This is a genomic window from Salinispora sp. H7-4 (assembly GCF_013416675.1).
GTDB lineage: Bacteria > Actinomycetota > Actinomycetes > Mycobacteriales > Micromonosporaceae > Micromonospora > Micromonospora vitiensis.
The window spans coordinates 49749-67023 of sequence record NZ_JABZED010000060.1 but is presented as its reverse complement, the minus strand read 5'-3'; the positions used below and the strand labels follow the sequence as shown (position 1 = coordinate 67023).

The 17275-nt window shown below is 70.8% G+C and carries 14 protein-coding genes; 10 read left to right on the top strand and 4 right to left on the bottom strand.

The genetic code is table 11. The features are described from left to right. Nucleotides 1-8 precede the first annotated feature (8 nt). Entirely contained in the window at nt 9-1874 is a 1866-nt protein-coding gene (locus tag H0524_RS22495) for a hypothetical protein (protein ID WP_180200489.1), read from the bottom strand. Between the two features lie 203 nt (nt 1875-2077). Between H0524_RS22495 and H0524_RS22490 the strand changes: the two genes are divergently transcribed. After that, the gene (locus H0524_RS22490; protein ID WP_180200438.1) at nt 2078-2746 is read left to right on the top strand and encodes a response regulator transcription factor; all 669 of its coding nucleotides are present in this window, start codon (nt 2078-2080) and stop codon (nt 2744-2746) included. Further along, a complete protein-coding gene (locus tag H0524_RS22485; protein WP_180200437.1) occupies nt 2743-3912 on the top strand; it encodes a cell wall metabolism sensor histidine kinase WalK in 1170 nt (389 codons plus the stop codon). The genes H0524_RS22490 and H0524_RS22485 overlap by 4 nt, the downstream gene beginning before the upstream one ends. A 105-nt stretch (nt 3913-4017) precedes the next feature. Here H0524_RS22485 and H0524_RS22480 read toward each other — a convergent pair whose 3' ends face one another. Together H0524_RS22480 and H0524_RS22475 are read right to left on the bottom strand one after the other, a co-directional pair. Further along, nucleotides 4018-5238: an RNA polymerase sigma factor gene (locus H0524_RS22480; RefSeq protein WP_180200436.1), complete on the bottom strand. Its 1221-nt coding sequence runs from the start codon at nt 5236-5238 to the stop codon at nt 4018-4020. After that, nucleotides 5235-5630: a YciI family protein gene (locus H0524_RS22475; protein WP_255436177.1), complete on the bottom strand. Its 396-nt coding sequence runs from the start codon at nt 5628-5630 to the stop codon at nt 5235-5237. The genes H0524_RS22480 and H0524_RS22475 overlap by 4 nt, the downstream gene beginning before the upstream one ends. Nucleotides 5631-6099: 469 nt before the next feature. On the opposite strand from H0524_RS22475, the gene rox reads away from it, so the two are divergent. Both rox and H0524_RS22465 read left to right on the top strand, forming a co-directional pair. Next, nucleotides 6100-7533 (top strand): rifampin monooxygenase, encoded by a 1434-nt coding sequence (gene rox, locus H0524_RS22470; RefSeq protein ID WP_180200434.1) that lies wholly within the window; start codon nt 6100-6102, stop codon nt 7531-7533. Between the two features lie 41 nt (nt 7534-7574). Continuing rightward, entirely contained in the window at nt 7575-7949 is a 375-nt protein-coding gene (locus H0524_RS22465; protein WP_018214619.1) for a VOC family protein, read from the top strand. Nucleotides 7950-8062: 113 nt separating this feature from the next. Here the strand turns inward: H0524_RS22465 and H0524_RS22460 are convergent, their stop codons facing one another. Beyond that, complete coding sequence (locus tag H0524_RS22460) at nt 8063-8218, bottom strand: hypothetical protein (RefSeq protein ID WP_180200393.1); 156 nt, start codon at nt 8216-8218, stop codon at nt 8063-8065. 162 nt (nt 8219-8380) lie between these two features. On the opposite strand from H0524_RS22460, the gene H0524_RS22455 reads away from it, so the two are divergent. From H0524_RS22455 to pglW, 6 genes are all read left to right on the top strand, one after another. Beyond that, the gene (locus H0524_RS22455) at nt 8381-8815 is read left to right on the top strand and encodes a VOC family protein (protein WP_180200433.1); all 435 of its coding nucleotides are present in this window, start codon (nt 8381-8383) and stop codon (nt 8813-8815) included. Between the two features lie 146 nt (nt 8816-8961). Then, entirely contained in the window at nt 8962-10266 is a 1305-nt protein-coding gene (locus tag H0524_RS22450; protein WP_180200432.1) for a sensor histidine kinase, read from the top strand. Next, complete coding sequence (locus H0524_RS22445) at nt 10263-10928, top strand: response regulator transcription factor (RefSeq protein ID WP_180200431.1); 666 nt, start codon at nt 10263-10265, stop codon at nt 10926-10928. Before H0524_RS22450 ends, H0524_RS22445 begins: the two co-directional genes overlap by 4 nt. 73 nt (nt 10929-11001) lie before the next feature. Beyond that, nucleotides 11002-11742 carry an alpha/beta hydrolase gene (locus H0524_RS22440; protein ID WP_180200430.1) on the top strand — a complete coding sequence of 247 codons (741 nt, stop codon included), beginning with the start codon at nt 11002-11004 and terminating at the stop codon, nt 11740-11742. Next, nucleotides 11739-12866: an acyltransferase gene (locus H0524_RS22435; protein ID WP_180200429.1), complete on the top strand. Its 1128-nt coding sequence runs from the start codon at nt 11739-11741 to the stop codon at nt 12864-12866. The genes H0524_RS22440 and H0524_RS22435 overlap by 4 nt, the downstream gene beginning before the upstream one ends. A gap of 143 nt (nt 12867-13009) precedes the next feature. After that, nucleotides 13010-17146, top strand: coding sequence for a BREX system serine/threonine kinase PglW (gene pglW / locus H0524_RS22430; RefSeq protein WP_180200428.1), 4137 nt, complete (start codon nt 13010-13012; stop codon nt 17144-17146). Nucleotides 17147-17275 lie beyond the last annotated feature (129 nt).

Here is a 17275-nt window from a genome sequence, read left to right as displayed (position 1 = left end):
CGGGGTCTTTAGTCGACCAGGGAACGGACGTCCCAGAGCCAGACGTCGTCCACCCGCTGCGGTGTGCCGAGCAGCGACGTCATCAGGTCGCGCAGCACCGCCTCCTGGGGGTGGGCGCCGAGCACCACCACCGAGGCCTGCCAGTACCGCAGGTCCTCGACCGCCTGCCGCCGCTCGACGTCGGTGATGTCGGGCGCGGCGTTCTTGCCCATCGTGGAGTAGATGAGTCGGGTCGTCGGCCGGTTCGCCGCCCCGAAGATCCCCTCCCCCTGCTCGTTGGGGCCGATGAAGTACCCGCCGGGGACGGGGAAGGCGTGCTGGGCCAGCGCACTCCAGCGCAGCGTGGAGAGGCCGTGCACGTTGCTCGGGATCGGCACCGGGACCAGGGTGCGCCCCTCGGGCACGTACGGCCGCCAGCCCTCGGCGGTGATGAAGTGCGGTGGGGGCGCCACCGACTCCACCGGCAGCGGTCGGGGGATCAGCGGCAACAGCGCCAGCGTGATGGCCGCGTAGCCGACCGGGCGTCGCCACCGCAGCAGGAATCGCAGCGGGCGGCCGGAGCGCCGCATGGGCACCGGTGGCTGGCCGGAGCGCTGCGCGGGTACCGGTGGCCGGCCGGTCCGGGAGACGGCGTCCCACGCGACGGCGAGCAGGACCCCGATCGCGGCGGCCACGACCAGACTCAGCCGGGTCGGCATCATCATCTCGACCAGCGGCAGCTCCTCCGACACGTACGACCACGGGCCGTCGGTGTCGGTCTCGGCGCCGTCGAAGCGGATCGTCGGGCCGAGGGAGGCCACCGTGAACACCACCGTCAGCACCGCCAGGATGCGCGCCACCAGGCTGCGGCGAACCAGTAGCAGGAGGGCCAGCACCGCCAGGATCACCAGCGGCCAGCCGAACCAGCTGTTCTGCTCGGTCAAGCCGAGCGTCTGCTCCACCGCGGGGTCGCCGGCCAGGGTGTCCCGGGGGAAGGTGACGTAGGCCTTCAGGTCCTCGCCCCAGCTGTGGAAGATGCCGCCCTGCAGGCCGCGGTAGGACTGCGGACCGTTGAACTGGAACCAGATCGGGTACGCGGTGAGCAGCAGCGCCAGGCCACCGCCGGTGCCGAGGGCGGCGGCGAAGGTGCCGGCCTGTCGCCAGGCGGCCCTCGGCCGCAGCACCGCGTACGTGGCGACGACGACGAGGCAGGCCAGCGCCGTGAGCAGCAGCATCTCCTCGTTGATGAAGATCTGGTACGCCACCAGCAGGCCGAGCAGGATGCCGTTGCGCCGCCAGCGGCCGGGCTCGCCGAGCCGCAGCACGCGGAGCACGATCAGCGGGAGCAGGAAGTTGGAGACGAAGTTGGGCTGGCCGTTGGCGTGGTGCACGACGCCGGGTGCGAAGCCCAGGAACGCGCCGCCGACGAACGCGCCGGCCCGGGAGCGCACCAGGTGCCGGGAGAGCACCCAGTAGGAGGTGCCGGCGGTGGCGGCCAGCGCGCCGCCGAGGTAGAGCACGTACGTCACCTGGGGGCCGACCAGCGCGGTCAACGGCGCCAGCGGCAGGGTCACCCCGAGTAGTGAGGTGTTCGCCATCATGTTCACCCCGACCGGGGCGTTCTGCCGGGTGGTGAAGAGCGGGTTCTCCAGGTGGAACACCGAGTACGCCCCGTGTGCGAAGAGCCACTCGAACCAGCTGTGGTCGGTCGGCAGGTGGGCGGAGACCCGGTTGGGTATGTCTCCCCAGTGGTTGAGGCAGACCAGTACGCCGAGGGCCAGGTAGACGCCGATGGCCAGAACGTCGGCACGCGCCGGACGCCAGCGGGAACGCCGGGTCGGCACTTCCGCCGCAGCGGATGCGGGGGTGCTGGTCTGTGGCACGGAGTCAACCATCGGCGCGGGCACGACGCGCCATCGTACAGGCGGCCCCGGGGTGGAGCTCCCGGCCCCGGTCACTCTCGGTTGCCCGCTGTCCCCTCCGGGGTCGTGGCCTGGCCCGAGCCTGGTGCCGGGCTGCTCCGCCACCGGTCACGCACCGGGTCGTCGCTGGCGGTGAAGCACTAGGTTGTCGGGGAGTCAGGCGCGAGGAGGCTGGGATGCGGGTACTGGTTGTCGAGGACGAACGCCACCTCGCCGACGCGATCACGCGGGGGCTGCGCAAGCGCGGCATGGCGGTGGATGTCGCGTACGACGGTGACAGCGGGCACGAGATGGCCTTTGTCACCCGCTACGACGTGGTGGTGCTCGACCGGGACCTGCCCGGCGTACCCGGCGATCAGATCTGCGCCGAGTTGGCCGCCTCCGGCACCCTGACCCGGGTGCTGATGCTGACCGCCAGCGGGACGGTCGCCGACCGGGTCGAGGGGTTGCAACTGGGCGCGGACGACTACCTGCCGAAGCCGTTCGCCTTCGACGAGTTGGTCGCCCGGGTGCAGGCGTTAGGCCGTCGCGCCACCCCGGCCGCTCCGCCGGTGCTGGCGGTGGCCGACCTGGTGCTCGACCCGGCTCGGCGGACGGCCACCCGGGCCGACCTGCCGGTGGACCTGACCAACAAGGAGTTCGGCGTGCTGCACGAACTGGTCAAGGCCGGCGGCGCGGTGGTCTCCAGCGAGGAGTTGCTGGAACGGGTCTGGGACGCGAACACCGACCCGTTCACGACCATCGTCCGGGTCACCGTGCGCACGCTGCGCCGGAAGCTCGGCGACCCACCGCTGATCGAGACCGTGGTCGGTGCCGGCTACCGGGTGACCGGGGCGCCGGTGTGACCGCCAGCCGTGGCATGCGGCCCACCCTGCGGCTGCGGTTGACCCTGCTCAACGGGTTACTGCTGGTGGGCGCCGGGGTGATCCTGGTGCTGCTGGCCTGGCTGCTGGTACGCGATGCGCTGCGTCCCACCGACGAGCTGCTTCCCGGGACGACGGTGGTGCTGGCCGACGGGCGTTCCCTGGACGCCGCCGAGTGGCAACGGCAGCTGGGCGATACGGCGAGCCGGGAACTGTTGGCCAAGGGGCTGGCGGCGCTGCTGGCGATCAGCGTGGTCGGGGTCGCCGGTGGCTACCTGGTCGCGGGCCGGGCACTGCGCCCGCTCTACCAGGTCACCGCCACCGCCCGGCGGCTCGGCGAGACCACCCTCGATCAGCGGATCGGCTACTCGGGTGCCGACGATGAGGTGGCCGAGCTGGCGCAGACCTTCGACGCGATGCTGGACCGGATCGCGGTCGCCTTCGACGCGCAGAAGCGTTTCGTCGCCAACGCCTCACATGAGCTGCGTACCCCGCTCGCCGTGATGCGTACCGAGATTGACGTGACGCTCAGCGACGACGAGGCGGACACCGCCGAGTACCGCCGCATGTCCACTGTGGTGCGGGATGCCTCGGAGCGGGCCAACGGCCTGGTGGACGCGCTGTTGGTGCTGGCCCGCAGCGAGGCCCAGGCCGGCCATCGCCTCGCCCGGCGGACGGAGTGCGACCTGGCCGCCGGCACCGCCAACGCGTTGACGGCGGTACGCCGGGAGGTGGAGCGGATCGGCCTGCGGGTGGAGACCTCACTGGAGCCGGCGCCGGTGGTCGGCGACCCCGGGCTGCTCGACCGGCTCGCCGGGAACCTGGTCGAGAACGCGGTGCGTTACAACCATCTGCACGGCCGGCTCTGGGTGCGGACCGGTTCGGACGGCCGGCGGTCCTGGCTGGTGGTGGGCAACACCGGTTTCGAGGTGGACCAGGCCGATGTGCCGGGGCTGTTCGAGCCGTTCCGGCGGGGCGGCCGGGAACGGACCGGTGCCCGCGGCTCCGGTCTGGGGCTTTCTATCGTCCGGGCCGTCTGCGACGCGCACGGTGGCGTGGTGAAGGCGATCGCGCAGCGGGGCGGAGGCCTGGAGGTGACGGTGACGCTGCCGGCGGCAGATGGGCCGGGTCCCGCCGTGACGCGGTGACACCGAGTCGGGCCGTTCGAGGATGTGGACCGTTCCAGGAAACGGACGAACCAAGAGGCGGTATCCGCCTGGACCTGATGCGCTCCGTCGCTACTCGTTCGGCTATCAGTCTTTGACATCGAGCGTGGCAGCGCGGGCGAGCAGATATCTCCGTTCCGCCTCGCTCGTCGTCCTGGCCGCTGCCTGCCGGTAGTGCACTACCGCTTTGGTGAGAGCACCTGCCATCTCCCACAGGTGCCCGCGGACCGCGTCTGGGCGGTGGCTACCCGCGAGTTCTCCGTCGAGCCTTTCCAACGCCGCGAGCCCGGCTACTGGGCCGTGCACCATAGCGGCGGCGACCGCCCGGTTCAATGCCACCAGCGGGTTCGCCGACACTCGGGTGAGCAGGCCGTAGAGCGCTAGGATCTGTGGCCAGTCGGTGTCCTCGGTCGTCTTCGCCTCGTCGTGGACTGCGGCGACCGCCGCAAGTAGTTGGTAGTAACCGACCTTGCCGCGCGGCAACGTGGCGGAGATCAGGGCCACGCCCTCGTCGATCATGTCCTGGTTCCACAGCGTCCGGTCCTGGCGGTCCAGCGGAACCAGCTCGCCGTGCGCGCCGGTGCGCGCCGGGTGACGGGCGTCAGTGAGCAGCATCAGCGACAGCAGCCCCGCCACCTCCTCGTGGTCGGGCAGGCTCGCGTTCAGCCTTCGGGTAAGGCGAATCGCCTCGGCGCACAGGTCGGCGCGGGTCACCCCGGGGCCGCTACTGACGGCGTACCCCTCGTTGAACATCAGGTAGAGCACATGCTCAACCGCGCGTAGCCGCTCGGGAAGCTCGGCCGGGTTGGGTAGAACGAAAGGCAGGCCGGAGTCGCGGATGCGCCGCTTGGCGCGGGCGATGCGCTTGCCCATCGTTGGTTCGGGCACGAGGAACGCGCGCGCGATCTCGGCGGTCGTCAGACCACCGACGGCGCGCAGGGTCAGCGGGATGGCCGCGCTCGCGGGCAGGGCCGGATGGCAGCACAGCAACAGCAGCGCAAGCGAGTCGTCGGTGCCCGAGACCTCAGGCGCGGTGGATGGGTCCCGTAGGGCGGCGACCGCCTCCCGGCGGTGGCGGGCGGCCTCGCTGCGCCAGAGGTCAGCCAGCTTGTGGGAAGCGACGGCAAGCAACCAGCCGCGCGGATTAGCCGGTACGCCGTCGGCCGGCCACTGTACGGCAGCTGCCAACAGCGCCTCCTGCACGGCGTCCTCAGCGTCGGCGAAGTCGTGGTGCCGGCGGGCGAGCACGCCGAGGACCTGCGGCGCCAACTCGCGCAGCAGGTCCTCGACAACCGGCTCGTCGGTCACAACTCCGGGTCGGCTCCCCGCATCACCGCGCGGACCTCGATTGGCCGCCGAGTCGGCCTGCCGCCTGCCCCGGGAGCCGCCGAGGTGCGGGCCGCAATCTCGATGGCGCGCGCCTCGCTGTCGACATCGATCAGCCAGTAGCCAGCCAGGAATTCCTTTAGCTCCGCAAACGGCCCGTCAGTGACGACCGGGGCGTCTCCGCCGCTGATCACCAGCTTCGCCGTATCTGGGTCAGCCAGCCCCGCCGCGCCCAGTAGTTCTCCGGACTCCACCAACTCCTGCCTGAGCTGGTCCATGTGAGCCCCGCTGGCCCGCATGTCCTCGGCCGTGCAGGTCTCGATCGCTGGCTCGTTTCCCGTCGGCGCGTGGTTCATCAACAGCATGTACTTCATCCGGTGCTCCTTCATGCGCGCGCCCAGGTCGGCGCTTCCACCCTACGGTCGGAACCGAACTCTGATCTTGGACACAGGGATGGAACACCGCTAACCGGCTGGCGGTTTTTTTTGAGCAGCAACCCAGCGGCGAGTGCCGTTCGCTCTGGGAGCGCGTGAGGTGCGGGTCCGGCGCATGATCGCTGGGCTGATCTGGGGTCAGGCCGTGTGCGTCGTCCGGGCCGGAGGGGTGCCGACCGCGTCGTTCAGCTGCCGTTCGTGACCGGGGGGAGTCCTTTATTCCCTGCCACTCTTAACGTATAGCACATAGGGGGTCTTGCGGCAATACCCCGTTATTGCCGCAGAATCGTCGGCCGAAGCCAGTACCTGTGGAATCAGGGATTCGCGACACACACGTGTGCGCGGGTTCGGGCCATCAATTCGGCGGAGGGCTGGCCGAGGTAAGTGTCGACGAAATGGGGGCAGTTTCATGTTTGACGTGATCATTGTTGGGGGCGGGCCGACCGGCATGATGTTGGCCGGTGAGCTACGGCTGCACGGATTGCACGTGGTGGTGCTGGAGCGGGACACCGAGCCGCCGGTGATTGTCCGCTCGCTCGGGCTGCACGTGCGCAGCATCGAGGTGCTGGACCAGCGCGGCCTGCTGGAGCGCTTCCTCGCGAACGGCCAGCAGTACCGGGTCGGTGGCTACTTCGCCGGCATCACCAAGCCGTGGCCCGACAACATGGACACCGCGCACGGGTACATCCTCGGTATCCCGCAGACCAGCACCGAACGACTCCTCGCCGAGCACGCCGCGGCGGCCGGCGCGGACATCCTGCGCGGCACCGAACTCGTCAGCCTGCGCCAGGACGAGGAAGCGGTGACCGCGGAACTCGCCGACGGCACCCAGCTCCGTTCCCGCTACCTCGTCGGCTGCGACGGCGGCCGCAGTACGGTCCGCAAGCTGCTCGGCGTGGACTTCCCCGGCGAGCCCACCCGGTTCGAGACGTTGCTGGGCGTCATGGAGCTGACCGCGGCGCCGGAGGAGGTCACCGCGGTGATGACCGAGGTCCGCAAGACGCAGCTCCGGTTCGGTGCCGGCCCGGTCGGCGACGGGGACGGGCTGTACCGGGTCGTCGTGCCCGCCGCCGGGGTGGCCGAGGACCGGACGACCCCGCCGACGTTCGAGGAATTCCAGCAGCAGCTGCGGGTGACCGCCGGCACCGACTTCGGGGTGCACTCACCGCGCTGGCTGTCCCGGTTCGGTGACGCCACCCGGCTCGCCGAGCGCTACCGGGTCGGCCGGGTGCTGCTGGCCGGCGACGCGGCGCACATCCACCCGCCGCTCGGTGGGCAGGGGCTCAACCTCGGTATCCAGGATGCCTTCAACCTCGGCTGGAAACTCGCCGCGGAGATCGGCGGTTGGGCGCCGACCGGGCTGCTGGACAGCTACCACGCGGAGCGGCACCCGGTGGCCGCCGACGTACTGGAGAACACCCGCGCGCAGACGGAGCTGATCACCCTCGAGCCGGGCCCCCGGGCCGTACGCGGGGTGGTGGCGGAGCTGATGGACTTCGAGGAGGTGAACCGCTACCTGATCGAGAAGGTCACCGCGATCTCGGTGCGGTACGACGTCGGCGCGGGGCACCATCTGCTCGGCCGGCGGTTGCGCGATGTGGAGCTGAAGCAGGGGCGCCTCTACGGCCTGATGCACCGCGGCAAGGGAATGGTGCTCGACCAGACCGGCCGGCTTTCGGTGGCCGGCTGGGCCGACCGGGTCGACCACGTGGTGGACGTCAGCACGGAACTGGACGTGCCCGCGCTGCTGCTGCGGCCGGACGGCCACGTGGCGTGGGTCGGCGAGGACCAGGAGGCGCTGCGTACCCAGCTGCGGCGATGGTTCGGTGAGTCGTCGGCGTAATTCGGTTGATCGACTGAGTGGGAACGGGTAGCAAACCTCCTATGTCGACATCCTTGCGTAACGTCTGTTTCGACGCCGCTGACCCGTACCAGCTGGCCACCTTCTGGAGCCAGGTCATGGACCAGCCGATCGCCGCCGAGTGCGCGCCGGGCGTGGAAGAGGCGTACCTCGATACGGTTGGCGGGTCGTGCCTGCACTTCCTTCGGGTACCGGAGAGTAAGGTCGGCAAGAACCGGGTCCATGTCTGCCTCACTCCCGAGCTCACGCGGGACGAGGAGGTCGAACGGGTCATGGCGTTGGGGGCGAGGTTCGTCAGCGACCACCGGAACCCGGACGGCACCGGATGGGTGGTGTTGGCCGACCCGGAGGGCAACGAGTTCTGCGTCCTACGCAGCGACGCCGAGCGGGCCGGCTGAGCAGAGGTTGGGAAGGTCGTCAATCCCGGTGGGTGAGCGCCAGGTCCACCGGGATGGCGGCACGCTTGGCGCCGGGGCCAGGCAGGTCGATGGCAGCGACGTGGTCATCAACCCTAGAAACGAAGGGTCACGAGCCACAGCGCCGGCCGGACGTTGGACGTCAGATCCGGTAGGAACCAGAGGAGCAGGTAGGCGTACAGCGTCAGCAGCGGTAGCAGCACGAGCGCCACGACGATCACGGTCGCGGTGCGGACCCAGGCCCAGCGCATGCCGGGCTTTCTATCGAATCGCGTTCACACCGCCAAGGGTCGGTAGCGGCTGCCCGGTGCGGTCCGGCGCCGCCGTGGATATGCGTTGCGCCGCCGTGGATATGCGTTGCGCCGTCGTGGATATGCGTCGCGCTGTCGCCGCCACACGCCTAGGGTGGGCTGATGCCATCGGTCAAGCAGGTCCAGGTAACTTTCGACTGCGCGCAGCCGGAACGGGTGGCACGGTTCTGGTGCGAGGCACTGGGATACGTCGTACCGTCGCCCCCGACGGGCTTCGCCACCTGGGAGGACTTCGACCGCACGTTGCCACCGGAACGGCAGGGTTCGGCGTTCGCCTGCGCTGATCCCTCCGGTGTGGGTCCGCGGCTGTTCTTCCAGCGGGTTCCCGAGGGGAAGGCGGTGAAGAATCGGCTGCACCTCGACGTGCGGGTCGGAACCGGGCTCGTCGGTGCCGAACGGGTGGCCGCCCTCGAGGCCGAGTGCGCCCGGCTGGTCGCGCTCGGCGCGGTACGGGTGCAACTCCTGCCCGCCGACGGCTACAACGAGTCGTGCCTGGTGATGCAGGACGTCGAGGGCAACGAGTTCTGTCTTGACTGACGCCCCCGCCCGGGCGGCGTCCGGGATCCGGTTGTAGTCGCCCGGGGTTAGGGCTGGTAGCCACGGCTCGTGCCGGTGGGGACGTGACCTGGGCTCCAAACTGGCCATATCCCCACCGAGCCGAAGCGTGACAGTACCCTGACCGCATGCCGATTACCGCAGCGCTGCGTGATCTGGTGCGGGCGGTCGCCACCGGCCACGACCCGAAGCCGGGGGACGCTGCCGCGTCGGGTTGGGCTCGTCGGTTGGCGCGGCTGCGCCCGAAGCTGCGGGTGTTGGCGCCGGTGGTCGCGTTCCTACTGTGGCTCCTCGCGATGGCGGGCCTCGCGCCGTACCAGGTTGGTCGGTTCGAGACGGTCCTCATCGCCGCCCTGAGCACGGCGCCGGTGGCCCTGCTTCCCGGCCGGTCGCTGCTGGCGTGGCGGGTGGCAGCGGTGGCCACCCTGGTCAGTGGCGTTAACGGGCTACACGAAGCCGGTGCCCCCTGGCCCGGCAATCCGGTGCTGATCCTGGTCTACCTCGCAGTCCTCGTGGTGGTCGGCTACCGCCATCCGCTGGGGGTGCTGCTCTGGGTCTGGGCGTTCAGCATCGCGATGTCGCTGGTGTTTCTCGACCCGAGCGTCGGCTACGGCAGCATGTTGCTGGTCAGTGGCGTGCTGGGATTGGGCCACCTGTGGGGCCGGTGGGCACAGGCGCGCGCCGGCCTGGTCGCCGAGCAGGAACGGGGTGCGATGCTGACCGAGCGCGCACGCATCGCCCGTGAGCTGCATGACGTCGTCGCCCACCACATGTCCCTCATCGCGGTGCGGTCGGAGACCGCCGCCTACCGGCTGGACAAGCTTCCACCGGCGGCGCGCGCGGAGTTCGGGGAGATATCCGGGGCGTCCCGGGAGGCGCTCACCGAGATGCGGCGGCTGCTGGGCGTCCTACGTGCCCCGCAGGAAGGGAGACCTCCACCACCTGCGTCGCCACGACGAGGGCTGCTGGGCGTCCTACGTGCCCCGCAGGAGCAGCCCTTGACCGCGCCTCAGCCCGGCCTCGCGGAGCTGGAGGCGCTCGTGGCGGACGCGCGGGCAGCCGGAACCCCGGTCACACTGTCGGTGGACGGCATAATCACCGGTGTGCCGGATTCTGTGGGTCTCTCCGCCTATCGGATCGTGCAGGAGGCACTCTCCAACGTGGCTCGTCACGCTCCGGGCGCGCCGACTGATCTCACCCTGCACCGGGCCCGGAGCGAGTTGACCATCCGAGTCCGCAACGCGGCCGGGGTGGACCCCAACGGCCGACCGCTCCCCCCAGCGGTTCCCGGGGCAGCTGGCGCGACCGGTGGTCACGGCCTGCTCGGGATGCGCGAGCGGGTGGCCGTGCTCCACGGCAGCCTGAGCGCGGCCGAGACCGGCGACGGTGGATTCGAGGTGCGGGCGACGTTGCCCCTGGAGAGCCAACCATGATCAAGGTGTTGCTCGTTGACGACCACGCGATGGTCCGGGAGGGTTTCGGGGCGCTGCTCACCGCCCAGGAGGACATGGTGGTGGTGGCGGACGCCGCCGACGGCGAGCAGGCGATTGCCGCGGCGCGCCGGCACGCTCCCGACGTCATCCTGATGGACATCCGGATGCCGACCGTGGATGGTCTCACCGCGACGCGCCGGATCCTGGAGCTGCCCCCCGGTCGGCATCGGCCGAAGGTGCTGATCCTGAGCACCTTCGACGTGGACGACTACGTGTTCGAGGCGTTGCGGGCCGGCGCGAGCGGGTTCCTGCTGAAGGATGCGCCGGCCGCGGAACTCGTGCACGCGGTCCGCGTGATCGCCGCGGGTGAGGCATTGCTCGCTCCCTCGGTGACCCGGCGGCTCATCGAGGCGTACGCGAGCCGGACAGCACCGCGGCGAGCCGGTCCGGACCCGATCAACATGCTCACCCGGCGGGAAGCCGAGGTACTGCGGCTGGTCGCGCGCGGGTTGTCGAACCAGGAGATCGCGGCGGACCTGGTGCTCGCCGAACAGACCGTCAAGACTCACGTCAGCCGCGTGCTGGCGAAGCTGAACCTGCGGGACCGGGCGCAGGCGGTGGTCTACGCCTACGAGAGTGGCATGATCAACCCGGGCGAGTAGTACCGGGGTACCGGTCTGGGTTGGCGCTCGCGGGTGACGCCGCCGGGAACGGTCTCTACCTAGCGTCACTGCCATGAAGCGATGGTTGTCGCGGCTGGTCGCCGCGGTGCTACTGGTAGCCGCGTGCCCGGCCCCGAGCCCGGCGGCGCCTGGCGCGCCGGTGGTGCGGACTGTGGGCGATCCGCGAGCAGCGGACCGGATCGTCGTGCTGGTGCCCGGTGTGGGCACCACGCCGGAGAACATCGACCGGGGGCACGGGGGAGTGCGACGACGCTCGCCACACTGGCAGGCCCGGCAGTTGCACACCGCGTGCGGCGGGCAGGTAGCGGTGGTGGCCTGGCTCGGCTACGCGCCACCCGGGGGCGTTGACCTCGCCGCGGTCCGGTCGGAGCGCGCGGTGGCTGGAGCGACGGCCCTGACCGGCTACGTGCGGCAGCTCGCCGCGGCCCGGCCGGACGCGACGATCACGGTGATTGGGCACAGCTACGGCTCCCTGGTCCTCGCCTACGCGGCGGCCCGGCTGCCCGTTCAGGTCGCCGACCTGGTGGTGCTGGGAAGCCCCGGCCTCGATGTCGGTGCGGCCGAACAGTTGGATACCGAGGCACGGCTCTGGGTGGGCAGCGCCGAGGATGACTGGACCCGGCGAATCCCCGAGGTGCGGATCCTCGGCCTCGGTCACGGCGCGGACCCGGGCCAGCCCTCGTTCGGCGCGCGAAACCTAGATGTCACGGGCGCCGTAGGTCACGACGGGTACTTCCTCCCCGGCACCACCTCATTGGAAAGTCTCGCCGCCGTGGCGTTGGGGGCATCATGACCACGAGGTCGCTCCGCGCGCGCTTCGAAGTGATCGCCCGGCCCGGTCGAGACCGGTCCATCGACGTGCTGCGTGCCCTGGCCATCACCGGTGTGGTGCTCGGCCACTGGCTGGTGACCGCGTTCGTGGTCACCGGGTCGGGGCTGCGGGTGGCCAGCCCGCTGACGTACCTGCCCGGCCTCACCCCCATCTCCTGGCTTTTCCAAACCCTCGCGATCTTCTTCTTCGTCGGAGGCTTCGCCGCGGCGCGCGGGCTGCCCGCGGCGAGCAGCTACCGGGAGTGGCTGCTGGCGCGGATGGGCCGACTCCTGCGTCCAGTGCTGGCTTTTCTCGCCTTCTGGGCGGTGGTGGCCGTGGTCTGGATGCCAGCCGTCGGCCCGGAGTCAGCGCGGACCGTTCGCGTCATCGTACTGAGCCCACTGTGGTTCGTCGTGGTGTACGCCGGGCTGATCGCCCTGACCCCGCTCGTGTGGAACCGTCCCGGTCGGGTCGTTGTGCCGCTCGTCGCCGCGGTCGCCGTGGTCGACGTGGCGCGGTTCGGGCTCGGCGGCCCGTCGTGGCTCGGTTGGGTGAACGTGGCGACCGCCTGGCTCGTACCCTTCTGTCTCGGGGTTGCCTGCGCCCGTGGGGCCCGGCTGCCGGCGGTCGGGCTGCTCCTCGGCGGGATCGTGGCCACCGCCGCGCTGGTGCACTGGTGCGACTATCCCGCCAGTCTGGTCGGTGTGCCAGGCCAGGGCCGGTCCAACCTCAACCCGCCCACCCTCATCGCCGTGAGCTTCGGGTTGGCCCAGGTGGGGCTCGCCCTGCTGCTACGTGGCCCGCTGACCCGGCTCGCCCGCCGGCCGCTGGTCTGGGCTGTCGTGGCCGGGACGAACCTGTCGGCCATGCGGATCTTCTTGTGGCACCAGACCGCGTTGGTGGCGGTGACCCTCTTCGCCCTGGGCTCCGCCCCACTGCCCGGACTGCACACCGCGCCCGACACGTGGTGGTGGATCCTCGCCCGCCTCCGCTGGCTGCCCGTCTTCGCAGCCGTTCTGCTGGGCGGGCTGTGGCTGGGTACCCGGATCGGCGCGGGACGGCGTCCCCGAAAGGGCCGTTCGGTCCCACTCCGGCCGGCAGCGTGACAGCGAATAGCCGATGGATGGCCATTGCCGCAAGAGGCCGGCGTGGTTGCGTTCCCCGGCGAAAGCCGGAATGTTCTTCGGCGGGGGAGTTCCACTGAGCAGGTAAAGTGCCAGAGTTCGTCAGCGGCCGAGGGAGCCAGTGCATGCGTGAGGATTCGCCGCGCTGGGAGCAGATCAACGCCAGCTCCTACGCCCATGAGCAGGACGGGCTGCGCGAGTTGGCCGGTTACCTGCCCGATACCGACCCGTACCACGTCTGGGCCAACGTCGAGTTCGTCGGTGCCGACGGCTCGATCAACGAGGTTGACGCCCTGGTACTCACCCCCAGCGGCCTTTACGTGCTGGAGCTGAAGCACTGGCAGGGGGAGATTCGTGGGGACGGGTCCCAGTGGGTGCGGAGGGCGCCCAACAGCCGGCTCATTCCCGAGGACAACCCCTACATTTTGGCCAACCGGAAGGCGAAGCGGCTGGCCAGTCTGATCCGCTACTACGCCCGTAAACAGGGCCGGGAGGCCCAGGCGCCGTACGTCGGCGCGGCGGTCTTCCTGCATGCCAGAGCCCTGGACGCGAAGGGCCTGGACGTGATCGGCCGGAAGCAGGTCTACGGCCTGGAGGGACACGACTCGGGGCTGCCCGGTCTCAAGGACCTGCTGCTGACCCAGCCCCGCAACCCGGGGCACCGGGTCGACGAGGCGCGTGGGCGGCAGATCGTCGAGCTCGTGCGAGGTGCCAAAATCCGGCCGTCGGTCGCCGACCGCAAGATCGGTCAGCTGCTGCTGTACCCGAGGCCGCTCGCCGAAGGGCTTGGCTGGCAGGACTTCCTCGCCGGGCACGCACTGGACACCTCGCTGGTGCGCCGGGTGCGGTTCTACCTGACCAGTCGCGCGGCCGAGCACGAGGTGCCGGCGATCCGCAAGGCGGCCGAGCGGGAGTTCCGCCTGTTACAGGGCATCCACCACCCGGGGGTGGCCCGGGCGCATGACCTGGTTGACCACGCCTGGGGTTCGGCGGTCGTCTTCGACCACCAGCGGGACTGGGTCCGCCTCGACCAGTGGCTGGTGCGCCGGGGCGATTCGCTGACCCTGGCTCAGCGTCTGCAACTGGTCCAGGACCTCGCCGAGATCATCGACTACGCGCACTCCCGCCGGTTGGCGCACCGGGCGCTCTCGCCCCGGGCGGTCTACGTCACCGATGCGGACGGTCCGCGTCCGTCACTGGTGGTGACCGACTGGCAGACCGGGGGACGCTTGGCCGGGGTCACCCAGACTGCTCGACTCGGTCCGTCGAGCGACCCGGCGAGCCTTGAGTTGTTCTTCGACGACGAGGTCCGTCGTTATCAGGCACCGGAGGCGGGGAACGCTGCCCGGCTGTCGGGACACCAGCTCGATGTCTTCTCTCTCGGCGCGCTGGCGTACCGGATCTTTGCCGGTTCGGCGCCAGCGACGACGCCGGAGGAACTGGTTGCCGAGGTGCGCGACAGCGGTCTGCACCTGGACGTCGCTGTCGACGGCATGCCAGACGAGCTGGTCAAGCTGGTCTACGACGCGACCCGGGGCGACCCAGGGCAGCGGCTCGTCGGGGTGGTGGCGATCCGTGAGCGGCTGGAAGCGGTGTGGGACACGCTGACCGCACCCGAGCCCGAGCCGGTGGCGGATCCGCTCTCGGCCCACCGCGGTGACCTGCTCGACGGCGGCTTGGAGGTGCGCGACCGGCTGGGTTCCGGTGCCACGGCTGTCGCCCTGCTCGTGCGCCGCGTCGGTGAGGACTCCCGCGAACTGGTGTTGAAGGTGGCGCGTGACGAGCGGCACGAGGACCGGCTGATCGCGGAGGCGCGTACCCTCGCCAACCTGAAGTATCCGCAGGTCGCAGCCCTGGTCGAGGGTCCGGTACGGGTCGGCGGCCGGACCGCTCTGCTGATGGAGAGCGCCGGGCGGCGAACCCTCGCCGAGGAACTGCGCGGCGGCCGGCTTGCCTTGGACCTGCTGGAGCGCTACGGGCGGGATCTGCTCGACATCGTCAACTTCCTGGACGGGCAGGGAGTCTGGCACCGCGACCTGAAGCCGGCGAACCTGGCCGCTCGGCCCCGGCCAAAGGACAAGCAGCCGCACCTGTGCGTCTTCGACTTCTCGCTGTCATCGACGCCGGCGGACCAGGTTGGGGCGGGCACGGTCGGCTACCTGGACCCGTTCCTCGGACCGCCACGTCGGCTGCGCTTTGACGCGGCGGCGGAGCGGTTCGCGGCGGCTGTGGTGCTCTACGAGATGGCGACCGGCACGCTGCCCCAGTGGGGCGACAACGCCAACCCGGCCGCGGTCAGTGAGGAGGTGACCCTCGAACCGTCGGTGTTCGATTCGGCGGTCGCCGACCGGCTGGTGGGGTTCTTCCGGCGGGCCCTCGCCCGGGACGCGACGGCCCGGTTCGACACGGTTGACGAGATGACCGACGCCTGGCGGGCCATCTTCCAGCAGGTACCGCGGTCGGCGGTGACGCCGGTTGGCTCGGCACCGGCGGTGGTGGGGCTGACCCGCGAGTCGCCGCTGCAAGCGACCGAGCTGACGGCGCGGGCCCGCTCGGCGTTGGAACGGCTCGGCATGCACAGCGTTGGTGATCTGCTGGCGGCGGACCTGTCCAAACTCACTCGGGTCAAGGGCGTGCCGGACGCCACCCGCAAGGAGATCGTCGGCCAGATCCGTGCCCTGCGTGCGGTACTGCCCGCCGCCAGTGAAGCAGCCGACGTCGATGCCCTGCCGCTGGCGCAGGGCGTCGAGGCGCTCTGCGTGACACTGCTGCCGCCGAAGGCGTCTCGCAACCACCACACCCTGGCCGTGCTCCTCGGGCAGGCACCCACCGTCGATGGTGCTTTTCTTCGCTGGCCGACGCAGAGCGAGGCGGCCCGGGGCACGGGCAGGAGCCAGCCGCAGATCTCCAAGCTGCTGACCAGTCAGGCCCGTACCTGGCTGGACGAGCCGGCGCTGGATGCGGTGCGTAACGAGATCGTCGCGCTGCTCGATGCTCGTGGTGCGGTGATGTCCGCTGAGGAGCTGGCGCAGGCACTGATCGCGGCGCGCGGCTCCTACACCGCGGAGCCGAAGCGGCTGCCGCAGGCGATCGGCCTGGTCCGGGCCGCTGTCGAGGCGGAGCTGAGCACGGGTGGGGACGCCCGGGTGGCGCTCTACCGGTTCCGTGCCCCTGGCATCGTCCTGGTCGGTCGGGAACCGGACGATCCGGCGTCTGACGTCACCGCCGCCGACCTTCTCGAGTACGTGGTGGGGTTGGGCGGCCGGGGCGTGGAGCTGGCCGCCGCCGACCCGCTCCTCACCCGGCAACGCGCGATCGACGAGCTGCGCCGGCTACCCGCGCCGGCCGGCATGCCGGCGGTGGCAGACGTGCGGCTGTTGCAGCTCGCGGCGGTCGGGAGCAACGATCGGGTCGACGTCACCCCGCAGGGGCAGCTCTACCCGGTGGGGATGTCGGCCCAGCGGGCGCTGCGGCTGTCGATGGGCAGCCTGATCGGCCAGCGGCTCGGCGAAGGGCCACTCCGCGACCGGGTGCACAGCCGATTCCCCAAGGCGGAGCGGTTGCCGGGCCGACCGGACCTCAACACGCTGCTGGCCGCGGCTGGGGTGCCGCTGACCTGGCACGCAGCCGACCGCGCGTACGGGCCGGTGACCGCCACCGCCTCGGTGACCGGTACCCAGCTGGTCACCACCCAGGCTCCGCTCCTCGGGCTCTCCGCCGCCGATGAGGTGACAGAGAAGCTGGCCTCAGCGGTCGATCGGCGCGCCTTCCTCGCGGTGCTGGCCCCGCTGCGCCGGTTGGGCGCGGCTCGCCGGGCGCTGTTGGCCCGCCTGCCACTGACCGAGGTGGACATCACCGCGATCCTGCTGGACCGGCTGCGGTCGCTCGGGTTCCCGTGGGAGGCGATCGTCGCGGCGGACAAGGGCGTGGCGCTGGACGCCGACTTCCGGAGCCTGCTGGATCTCGTCCGACACCAGGTCGTGCCGGCGATCGCGGAGAACATCGCGGCCGCCGACGGGCCGGTGCTGCTCACCGAGGCGGCGCCGCTGGCCCGCTACGGTCAGCTCGGGCTGCTCCAGGAGCTGGCCGACCCGACCCGGCCGCGACCGGCCGCCCGGCTGCTGCTGGTGCCGGCCCGCCGACCCGAGCCGGCGTTGCTGGACGGCGTACAGGTGCCGTTGACGTCGTCGGCCAGCCAGTTGCTCTGGCTGGCCGACGACTGGATCAAAGGGGTAGGCCTGCCGGTAGCCCCGAGCCGGTAGCGGGCGTGTCGGCGGCGGTACGGGAGGCGCCGCTCTACCGAGCTGCGGTGCGGTCAAGCCGTCCGGTGCGGTCAAGCCGTCCGGTGTGGCCATTCGGAGGGCAGGTGAGCGGTCACTGACTGTGGTAAA